The sequence below is a fragment of the Amycolatopsis sp. SID8362 genome (assembly GCF_010550475.1).
Lineage (GTDB): Bacteria > Actinomycetota > Actinomycetes > Mycobacteriales > Pseudonocardiaceae > Amycolatopsis > Amycolatopsis eburnea.
Window position 1 is genome coordinate 1 of sequence record NZ_JAAGNB010000222.1, and the last position, 445, is coordinate 445.

1 pseudogene is annotated in these 445 nt (G+C 75.5%); it reads right to left on the reverse strand.

Annotation, left to right across the window (positions count from 1 at the left end):
* Positions 1–445, reverse strand: a pseudogene (locus tag G3I65_RS07575) (SARP family transcriptional regulator); the annotation flags it as partial.

A 445-nucleotide genomic window follows, 5' to 3' on the forward strand; every position in this document is an offset into this window, starting at 1 on the left:
CGTGCGCTCGGCGCCCAGCTCGAAGTGCCGCAGCGCCTCGGCCGGGCGCCCGAGGCTCACCGACGAGCCCGCGACGATGAAGTGCGCCGAGCCGCTGAGCGCGGGGCTCGTCCCGGGGGCGACCAGCGTGAGCGCGCGTTCGGCCGACTCGTGCGCCTGCGCGGTCCGGCCCTGGACGAACCGGGACGACCACAGCTCCAGCAAGGCGGTGAGCGCGGAATCCTTGCTGCCCGAGGACTCCGCGAGCTCGAGCGAACGCTCCAGCGTGTGCTGCAGCTCGGGGGAGGAGTAGCCGTGCCGGGCGTTGAGCGGTCCGGCGAGCGCTTCGAGGACGGCCAGCTCCGCGCGGTCGCGGTCGCCGCTCGGCGGGCGGGCGCGGACGAGCGTCAGCGCTTCCTTCAGCAGCCGGATCGCTTCGGCGTGGGCGAAGGTGCGCGCGGCGACG